This window comes from Moorena sp. SIO4G3 (genome assembly GCF_010692305.1).
Taxonomy (GTDB): Bacteria; Cyanobacteriota; Cyanobacteriia; order Cyanobacteriales; family Coleofasciculaceae; genus Moorena; species Moorena producens_A.
In genome coordinates this window covers 1-10,195 of the sequence record NZ_JAAHIG010000320.1, presented here as the reverse complement: position 1 = coordinate 10,195, position 10,195 = coordinate 1, and the positions used below count along the sequence as shown (strand labels likewise).

The 10,195-nt window shown below is 45.3% G+C and carries 8 protein-coding genes; 3 read left to right on the top strand and 5 right to left on the bottom strand.

The window, feature by feature from the left end:
* Nucleotides 1-296, top strand: a 296-nt coding sequence (locus F6J99_RS34795; protein ID WP_293119996.1) for a hypothetical protein, incomplete at its 5' end; no start/stop codon positions are given.
* Nucleotides 297-310: 14 nt separating this feature from the next.
* On the opposite strand, the gene ppk2 is transcribed toward F6J99_RS34795, so the two are convergent.
* The 4 genes from ppk2 to F6J99_RS34775 all read right to left on the bottom strand — a co-directional run bounded on the left by ppk2 (nucleotide 311) and on the right by F6J99_RS34775 (nucleotide 4,846).
* Entirely contained in the window at nucleotides 311-1,294 is a 984-nt protein-coding gene (gene ppk2 / locus F6J99_RS34790) for a polyphosphate kinase 2 (protein ID WP_293119994.1), read from the bottom strand.
* Nucleotides 1,295-1,296: 2 nt separating this feature from the next.
* Entirely contained in the window at nucleotides 1,297-1,479 is a 183-nt protein-coding gene (locus tag F6J99_RS34785) for a hypothetical protein (protein ID WP_293119992.1), read from the bottom strand.
* An 81-nt stretch (nucleotides 1,480-1,560) separates the two neighbouring features.
* Nucleotides 1,561-2,769, bottom strand: a complete 1,209-nt coding sequence (locus tag F6J99_RS34780) for a glutathione S-transferase family protein (RefSeq protein ID WP_293119990.1) — start codon at nucleotides 2,767-2,769, stop codon at nucleotides 1,561-1,563.
* 277 nt (nucleotides 2,770-3,046) lie between these two features.
* Nucleotides 3,047-4,846 carry a phospholipid carrier-dependent glycosyltransferase gene (locus F6J99_RS34775; RefSeq protein ID WP_293119988.1) on the bottom strand — a complete coding sequence of 600 codons (1,800 nt, stop codon included), beginning with the start codon at nucleotides 4,844-4,846 and terminating at the stop codon, nucleotides 3,047-3,049.
* Between the two features lie 186 nt (nucleotides 4,847-5,032).
* Here F6J99_RS34775 and cofH point away from each other — a divergent pair, with 186 nt between their 5' ends.
* Complete coding sequence (gene cofH, locus F6J99_RS34770) at nucleotides 5,033-6,166, top strand: 7,8-didemethyl-8-hydroxy-5-deazariboflavin synthase subunit CofH (RefSeq protein ID WP_293119986.1); 1,134 nt, start codon at nucleotides 5,033-5,035, stop codon at nucleotides 6,164-6,166.
* Nucleotides 6,167-6,327: 161 nt separating this feature from the next.
* Nucleotides 6,328-8,037 (top strand): DUF3352 domain-containing protein, encoded by a 1,710-nt coding sequence (locus F6J99_RS34765; RefSeq protein ID WP_293119984.1) that lies wholly within the window; start codon nucleotides 6,328-6,330, stop codon nucleotides 8,035-8,037.
* 400 nt (nucleotides 8,038-8,437) lie between these two features.
* Here F6J99_RS34765 and metK read toward each other — a convergent pair whose 3' ends face one another.
* Entirely contained in the window at nucleotides 8,438-9,700 is a 1,263-nt protein-coding gene (gene metK / locus F6J99_RS34760; RefSeq protein ID WP_293119982.1) for a methionine adenosyltransferase, read from the bottom strand.
* Nucleotides 9,701-10,195: the final 495 nt, after the last annotated feature.

Below are 10,195 nucleotides of genomic sequence, written 5' to 3'. Positions count from 1 at the left end.
TGTTTCACAACTCTATTAACCGCTTACCTAGTCTGGTAAACAACGAAAAAATATTGATGGAATCTAGAGATACTTTGCTGATTGTTGTTTTTTACGCTAATCAGTGTTTGTTGCTAGTTAAAGCTAAGCAAACTGATGTCCTTGGGAGGATTCTACATGCTATTGAAGAAACCTCCAAAAAGATTCAGTCTTTACTTGAACCTAAAAAACATTATAGTAATGGTTATCGTTTATTGCCTCAGCCAAAGGATAATGAAATAATATACAGGAAGAAACCCCTAAGTCCTGAATTTTAGGACGTTCCCAAATGTCAATACAACTGGGGCACAAAAAATTGCTCATTCAGAGGTGGGCGCACATAGTTATTGGGAGCTTTCTTGCGTGGTGGTAATTCTAGAGGTTCCGGTGTCATATCAACATAGGGAATCTTGCTGAGAATATGACTGATGCAATTAAGGCGAGCACGCTTTTTGTCATCAGCTTCCACCGTGAACCAGGGGGCTTCGGGAATATTGGTGTGAGCCAACATGTTGTCTTTTGCTTCGGAATATTCCACCCAGCGATCGCGAGATTCTAGATCCATCGGGCTGAGCTTCCAGCGACGAGCGGGATCGGTGGTGCGAGATTGGAACCGTCGCTCTTGCTCCTCATCGCTGACTGAAAACCAATACTTCAGCAAAATTATGCCAGATCTGACCAACATCCGCTCAAATTGTGGGCAGGTTTGCATGAATTCCTGATACTGTGCATCGGTACAAAAACCCATCACATGCTCCACCCCAGCTCGGTTGTACCAACTGCGGTCAAAACAGACAATTTCACCGGCTGCGGGTAGATGAGCTACATAGCGCTGGAAATACCATTGGGTCTTTTCCCGATCACTCGGTGTACCCAATGCCACAATTCGGCAGCCACGTGGATTTAGGGGTTCGGTAATCCGTTTAATAGTGCCCCCCTTCCCGGCTGCATCACGTCCTTCAAACACAATCACAATCCGGGTTCCAGTATGCTTAGTCCAGTATTGCATTTTCACCAGTTCCAATTGCAGACGGGCAAGCTCCTTTTCATACATTTTCCTCGGAAGTTTAGAGCTGCCTTCTGCCTCAGAAATGTGGTAGAACACTTTTCGTTCTGACTTGGTAAGATTGGCCTTCTTTTGTTTCTTGAGTTTTTTCTTATTTAATTTTTCCTTATTTAATTTTTTCTTATCTTTCTTTTTACTATCTGCTGCTAGTAGATGCTTCTTTTTGCTCGCCCGTTGGGACTTATCCCCATTCACAGATTTAGTTTTCATTGCTATACAACCCTGTATTTGTATTGAGCTTGATGTAGGGTGGGCAGTAGATCAGGCAGATTCACCAAGCTAGCCATCGGGTGGCTAGGCACTGCCCACCCTACGATTAATATCCTAGATAAAGTTAGTGCGATCGCATAAGCGCGGAAGCTGAGGCCTTTGGCCACGCTTCGCGAACGCTTCATCGCTAGCCAACGCCCTTCGGGCTAATCGCCTTTGGCGCGGCTGAGGCCTTTAGCCACGCTGCGCGAACGCCGATCGCAACTCTAGACCGCCTTGGCAAAGTTAGCTGGATCTTGGTCACGTCGGTGACGGATGGGAATAGCAGAACCTTGACCATTTCCTACTAAAGAGGCAGTTTTTTCCAGAGACTCTCTGAGCCTCTTAGCAGCATAGATAGACATATCCCGAGGAACACTAATTCTATCGCGCAAATATCTAAGAGCAGGATCTGAACCCAACGGTGGCATACAGGTTTCCCCGGTAATCATGTGTGTCAAGGCACAACGCAGGGCTGGATCAAACAAGGTCTCGTCGGCGGGGTTAACTCGAATGATATTGGTGCGGTGTTTAAGCACTCGTTGGAGAGCTTCAGTACGGGAGGTTTCCGGTTCTGGGTAAGTTACATCCGGTAGCCCTTCCCAAGGACCATTGTCTACCCGTGCCTGATTGACTAACGTCTGGGGTTTATCGTTTGGCCAGCAGCCCCCCATCTGGGGAGGCAAATCATGGACATGGGTGTGGAAGTCGCTCTGTGTGCCACGATAGGTAGGTCGGGTTTCCATGGCTTCAAACCAAGCTGCCAATCGGGGATTTTCTTCCCTTAGAGAATAGCCTTTGTAGTAATAAAGACTGGCATTCATGCGTTCGACATAAGGCATGAAAATTACATCAACAGTACCGAACTGATCAAGAAAGTAAGGACCTGGAGTGGAGCTTAGGGCATTTTCCACCATCTCCACCACTTGAATAAATTGGTCTTGGTGATGTTGCTCTTCTTTAGATGAACGTGTAGGATAGCACAGCCAAGTACACCAAGCTCTAAACAGAAGTCTCTCCAACTGCCTTAGCTTTATGACAGCGGGGTCTTTCATGCTTTGCTCTAAGGGTTTAAAAACCCGTTCTAATCCGATTAAAATGTCATCACTTTCGGTAATCAATTTACCATCTAGCTCTAGGGCTGGTAGCATCCCAGATGGCACTTTCTGCTTGTACCAACGTTCTTTCTTACCATAACAAAACATGGTAATTTTTTTGATACGATAAGGAATCTGTTTTTCTTCCAACCATAGCCAAATTTTCTGGCAGTAAGGGCACCAAGCGTGGTTATCTCGGTATAGGGTAACCCGAATATCAGATTCAGTAAAACCAAATAGGCGCAAACAAGATTGAGCGTTAGTAGCGCCATTAACAGTATCTATTTTAAAATCCGTCAGAGCTTCTAGTTCTTGCCAGGTTAGGGGGGCGATGCTCATGGGGGTGGCTTTAATTAGAGTTTAGTACAAAAGATACTATCGCAGATTTTGTGTAAGCTATCAGCATTCAGCATATGTGCTACGCACACGCGTGCGCGTTCAGCATTCAGCATATGTGCTACGCACACGCGTGCGCGTTCAGCATTCAGCTTATAGGCTATGGGTTACCTCGTCACAGGCTAGAAGCCTGTGCCACAAACTAGAACCCTGTGCCACGCTACTCTGCTTTTGAATAAAATAAGCTGAGGGCTGAGGGCTGAGGGCTGAGCGCTGAGGGCTAACGGCTAACGGCTGACGGCTGATAGCTGACAGCTGAATGCTTAGAACCAAGACAGTGATAAACCTGAGCTTGGTAACCATCCACGGATATTAAATTATTAACAGAATTCTCAGCAGAACAATTAGGTAACTCTTCAACTGTTGCGTTAAAATTCACCAACCATAAATCTAGGGGACTTGACAAATCAGCGACAGTTTGTTTAAGAGTGATAGCAGCAGGACAATTGGTCTGCTGGCACTGAATTTGGTCTTGATGTGCCAATAGAAATTGGGGATTGACTGAAGATAGTTTTTGATCAGCCTTCTGTTGGAATTCCCAAGCCAGCCCCATCATTTCGCCAGTCTGTACCAAGGTGTTGTGAGTAGTAGCAATTAGTATCGGTACTGATGACTTTTGTTCGATTATCGGTACCAATAAATCTGGACGATAGTATTTTTGATAGCCTCGATTGCTGACTACGGTAATACTACTCAAAAACCCCATTAGCAAAACTAGCGCTATAGTTTTTGGTCTCCTAGGGCTACTATTATCAGTGGGATTTGCTGTTGAAGGGTGACGGTTACTGACGGCTAGGGCGGCTGCTACTAAGACAATCACAGCAGGGAAGTAGACGAAACTATACCGAGCACCACGGGTGAGGTCGGTACCAAGGCAGTAAGTAATACCAAAAAATAATGCGATCGCACTAATCAAGAAACTTCCTAAAACCCCTGTGACCAAACCAGTCTTAGGGTGATTTAGTTGTATTTTTAGATAGCGATAGAGAATCGGGAGCAACCAGATTAGAAACACCAACATCACCAAACCCGAAGCAATGACCACTATCAGGGAAGATGACTCCACGGGCAATAGAGATAACATGGTAATCCAAGCAGCGAGAGCTTGAAAAATTGGCTTAGTCCAAGCCCAACTCCCATCATTGCTACTTATAATCCATTCAGTCATCTGAGCATCGTAACTCGATAGCCACACCGGTAACCAAACTAATCCTCCCATCGCACTACCTGCCGCAACTGCACCAATGCGCCGGATGGGATAGGGTCGAGAAGGAGAAATTTTGGCTAATCCCCAAAGTCCTAACAAAACCATCGCCTCAGCACACAGGGTCAGGAGAAAAAAATAGTGGGTTGCTATACCTAAACAATTAACCACTACCCAAGACAGGGATATCCAAATCGGTAGAACAGTCTGGCGTTGAAGATGTTGTACAGCAATAATTAAGCAGCACAAGGATGCCATCACCCACAAAATGGCTAAGGTGTAATGACGAGCTTCCTGGGCTAGAAAGACACCATAGGGAGACACAGCCATAATTGCTGCTGCTAGTTGAGCGACTAACCGGGAACGAAACCCTACCCAGCTCAGTCCATAGATTAGTGGAATTGATACTATACCGAACAGGGCGGGAAGCGATCGCATCCCCCAAATTACTAAGTCGCTATGCTGTAACGATGTTCCATCAAACGCCTGTACACCGAAGGAAAATAGCCTCATCCACCAGTTCGCGAGGACAAAATATAGGGGAGGGTGGTGATCCTCAGTAAATAAATGATGAATAACTGCTGATGCTCCCGATTCTGGATTAAATGCCAGTGGTTGTAACAGGGTAGAGAGGGAAATGGCTTGGTCTAGGGGTAAGGTTTGATAACTATTGCCCAAGCTGAACACGATTGTGGCAAATTCATCGGTCCAGGGGGACTTCAGGGTGAGGTTAGTGAAGCGTAAAACACTGCCAATAGTAATCCAGAATAATAGCAACAGGGGGTAAAACCCGAGACTTCTCAGGAAAGTTTTCAACAATAGTAACCTCAATCAGCACAAGGAGCAGACTTGCCAATGGAATTGAAATACATGACAGACAAAATATATGGAATCAGGGGGTTTTAGCCCCTAAGTTATTTTCACCTTCCGGCTACACCATGGAGATGTTCAACTGCGATCACTGCGATCATTGTAGATTTACTGAGTGTAGGTTTACTGAATATGCCTGTGATTACCACTAGTGTTGATACTATTCTCAACCGTGCCTTAGGGGGTATTGATATATCACCCGATGAAGGGGTTGTGCTTTTGAAGCAAACTGAACCTCAGGCCGTAGCGTCAATTCAAGAAACTGCGGATCGGTTGCGCTATAGACAAGTTGGGGATACGGTTACCTATGTTATCAACCGTAATATCAACTTTACAAATATCTGTACCCAGCACTGTAGTTTCTGTGCTTTTCGTCGGGATGCCTCTGAAGAGGGGGCTTATTGGCTCGATTGGCAGCAAATTCATGACAAGGCAGCGGATGCGCTGCGGCGGAATGCTACAGAAATTTGCATGCAGGGCGGACTCAACCCCAAGGCAAAGATGAATGGGTCAACCTTGCCCTATTACCTAGAGTTGGTAAAAACCATTAAGCAAGAGTTTCCTCAGCTGCATCTCCATGCTTTCTCTCCCCAGGAAGTGCAATTTATTGCTGAGCTTGATGGACTTAGCTATGCCCAGGTGATTGCTCAACTACAAGAGGCTGGTCTTGGTTCAATGCCAGGAACAGCAGCAGAGATTTTAGATGATGATGTCCGACGTATTCTCTGTCCAGAAAAGACCAATACCGCCACTTGGCTAGAGATTGTGTCAACAGCTCATCAACTGGGAATGCCCACAACCAGTACCATGCTATCGGGTCATATTGAGACACCCCAACAACAAATGGCACACTTGGAAAAATTGCGATCGCTTCAACAAACAGCCCGTAACCAGGGATACCCTGGCTTAATCACTGAATTTATCTTACTGCCCTTTGTCGGAAAGGAAGCCCCCAAACCATTACGCCATCGTGTTGGACGGGATCAACCGGTCTTGAAAGATGCTCTGTTGCTCACAGCTGTAGCTCGGATTTTCCTAGGGAACTGGATTAAAAATCACCAACCCAGTTGGGTAAAACTCGGTCTTGCTGGGGCGACAGATGCCCTTAAATGGGGTTGTAATGATATTGGTGGCACATTAATGGAGGAGCATATCACCACCATGGCCGGAGCTATGGGAGGTACCTGTATGGAAGTAGAAACATTACAAGCAGCCATTCAATCCCTTGGGCGTCCCTATCAGCAACGAGATACGATCTACACCTAAGATCAAGTCAAGTTAATTACTTCTAATATGATTGAACCCATGGCTGTTAATTAATAATTGGTAATTACTAATTGCTAATTTACGAACAACCAATTTTAATCAGATTCAACGGTCACACAAAGATATAAGCTCTTATCTTCATGTCCCTAGCAATCAAATCCATGACCAAAAAAAAGAAATCTTTTCTACTGCTAATTTTTGCAGCAGCCGTCTTGGTAGTAGGCGGTGGAGTAACCGCTTACTGGTTGCTAGTGCGGCGGCAGATTTTACAACCAGATATTCAGGTAAGTACCCAGTTAGTTCCGCAAAATGCCTTTTTTACCGCATCAATTTCTACAGAATCCAAACAATGGCAACAGTTGCTAAAGTATGGCACAACTGAATCTCGACAAGTTTTGGAAAAACAGCTTGCTCAGTTGCAGGAAAATTTACTAACTGCTAACGGCTACAACTATCAGCAAGATATCAAACCTTGGTTGGGTGAAGACGTTACCTTAGCATACTTTAGCCCTAGAGACTTATCACCAGCAGTCTTATCAAACGATCAATCAGTTTTTCCCAGTTTGATTGTACTACCCATTGACAAACTAACCCAAGCAATGGAGCTGTTCAAAAAAGCCAAGTCTCAATCAGGGAAACAGTGGGTTGAGAGAACCTACAGAGGTATTCAGGTTTACCAAACAAACAAGAGTAACTCCCAAAAGTACTCAGTAGCAGTGCTGGGGCGTTTTCTAGTAGTGAGTGAAAACCCCAAAATTATTGATCAGGTGATTGACACCTACAAAGGAGCTATTTCCGTAGCTAGTAAGTCTGGGTACCAAGATGCGATCGCTGAGATTAAAGCTGATCAGTCCTTTGCTCAGTTGTATATTAATCTACCAGCTTTTTTAGCTGCAGTAGCCTCTGATGCCCAGGAGCAGCCTGAAAAAACTAAACCCTTAAAGCAAGACATAGTCACAACAGTAACCCTAGCACCAGAGGGGATAAGTTTTGAAGGGATTTCCTGGGTCAAACCCAGAAGCACTGTTAACACCAGTAACCAAAATAGCGGTTCTTTGTTGCCTAGACGGATGCCAGCGAGTACCCTAGGCATTATATCTGGGGGTAACATCAGACAATTTTGGCAATACTATACCGAACAAGGAGCATTAAATTCTCTAATCCCCATTTCCCCAGACAATTTCCAAGCGGGTCTGAAAACCACCTTAGGGTTGGATTGGGAAAAGGATTTACTATCTTGGATGGAAGGGGAGTTTGCCCTAGCCTTAATACCAATGTCTCCCAAACAACTGGCGCTTCAGGATAATCCTTACTCTGCTCCCTTAGGAGCTGGGCTAGCATTGATGGTAAAAGTAAGCGATCGCTCTGGTGCTCAAGCAACCCTACAGCAATTGGATGACTTAATCACCAATAGTTATCAGTTACCGGTAGTAGAAACTCAGGTGAACGGTCAACCAATGGTTAGCTGGACAGCCACTCTAGGAGGGGTGAATGCTACCCACGGCTGGTTAGAAGGGAATGTAGTCTTCTTCACCCTAGGAGCCCCCATTGCCAGTGAAGTGGTCCCTCAACCCCAAAAGACACTAATTCAAGCACCTCTGTTTCAAAAGACCGTACCAACCAAACCTAATCCCAACACTGGTCAATTTTTCCTTGATGTTGAGCGTACCCTCAACAGCAGTAATCTCAATCTCGCCCAACTACCAACCCAGCAAGAAATCTTAGCAAAGGCAATTAATACCATCGGCTTAACGGTTGCCAAAATCGACCCCAATCGTACCCGCTTTCAACTTTTTGTTCAGTTGAAAAAACAGTCTCAACCCAGTAAACCTGCTGAAACTAAGAAGGGGGATAATCAGCAAAAACCGTAGAGACCTTATTAGATATTAGGTAAGCAGTCAGGGGTCAGCGGTCAGCGGTCAGGGGTCAGCGGTCAGGGGCCAGGGGTCAGCGGTCAGGGGTCAGCGGTCAGTGGTCAGCGATCTACATTAGGCTGACGTAACTCAGATTAAACAAATGGTTACCTGTTGTCTTGATGCAAAGCGCGAGTGGGGGAAACCACGGCAGTCGCTCATGGGGGGAACCCCCAAGACCGCGCTGCCTTCCCAAGACCGCGCTGCATCGCTTATTCACAAAAGCTGATAGCTGATAGCTGATAGCTGATAGCTGATAGCTGATAGCTGATAGCTGATAGCACTAGGCATTAGGCTTTAACTCATCCCTAAAGCCTAATGCCTAACACCTAACACCTTGAGTTAACCGAGTACTACTTTATGCCATCGATACAGCACCAGATTTACCAGCAGCTTCCTTAAGGATTTCTGCTTTATCAGTTTCTTCCCAAGGCAGAATCAAATCAGTACGCCCGAAATGACCATAAGCTGCCGTGTCTTGATAGAAACGACCACCCCGTTCTGCGGGTAATCCGCGCAGATTGAAAGTTTGGATGATGCCAGCAGGACGCAGTTCAAAATAGTTGTTGACCAATTCCAGCAAAATCTCCTCGTCCACCTTACCAGTACCAAAGGTTTCTACAAGGATACTTACGGGTCTAGCCACCCCAATCGCGTAACTCAGCTGGACTTCACATTTGTCTGCTAAACCTGCTGCCACAATATTCTTAGCTGCATAGCGACAGGCATAGGCAGCGGAACGGTCTACCTTAGTGGGGTCTTTGCCAGAGAAGGCACCACCACCATGGCGTGAGTAACCGCCATAGGTGTCTACAATAATTTTGCGACCAGTTAAACCGGCATCACCTTGGGGACCACCAACTACAAATTTCCCTGTGGGGTTCACCAAGAAGCGTGTTTTATCATCCGGCTTAATATCGATATCTTGGAAACAGGGTTCCACCACTGCTGACCACAAGTCATCTTTAATTTTTGCCTGGACAGCTACCTCATCGGTAATATCACCAATAGTGGCATCGTGTTGGGTGGAAACCAGAATCGTATCAATCCCAACCGGCTTGCCATCTTCATAAACCACACTGACTTGGGTTTTGCCATCAGGACGCAGGTAAGATAAATCACCAGTTTTACGTACAGCTGCCAGACGGCGAGAAACCCGATGAGCCAGGCTGATGGGCATGGGCATCAGTTCTGGGGTTTCGTTGCAGGCAAAGCCAAACATCAGACCTTGGTCCCCTGCACCGATAGCATCCAGTTCATCGTCACTCATTTCCTGCCGACTTTCCTGGGCAGTAGTCACCCCTTGGGAAATGTCAGGGGATTGCTCATCAAGAGCAACTAAAACAGAGCAACTGTTGGCCGAGAAACCATTGTCGGCATCAGTGTAACCGATTTCAGCAATTTTCTTCCGAGCCAAATCAATCAAATTGACCTGGGCTTGGGAGGTAATTTCACCAGTAATCAAGACCAAACCGGTGTTAACGACCACTTCAGCCGCAACACGGCTTTGGTGATCTTGAGCGAGCATAGCATCTAGGATAGTGTCAGAAATCTGATCACAGACTTTGTCAGGATGACCTTCGGTAACGGATTCAGACGTAAATAAATATCGACGAGACAATTATCAATTCTCCTTTTACTATTTCTGAACCTGTATAGCATAGATCACTTTAACCTACTTTAACCTCCTATCTTAAAAATTTAATATATTATTAATACCACGTTTGATAAATTGATTGTGAACAAATGCTGAAACAAAAAAATCCTGAATTAAATCCTAAATCCTTGGTCAGGATGATTTTACGAGTAAAGAGTCAAAAAAACTATACTTTTTGACTCTTTACCTATTTTTAAATTGATGAATCATTAAACTCCATCATCTGATCAACGTTTTATCCTCTTGCTCTGGTTCTTATGAAATCTTTAACATTTCACCTTTTGGAGCATTGTTAGGCTTGGCAAGGGTAATGATTCAGCTATCAGCAGTCAGTTATAAGCTAAAGAGCAGATTTCTGAACAAATAGGATCATCACCACCATTACATCCCTTCTTGATGCAGTCGCTCATGGGGGGAACCACGCCAGTTGCTCATGGGGGAAACCCCCAAGACCGCACA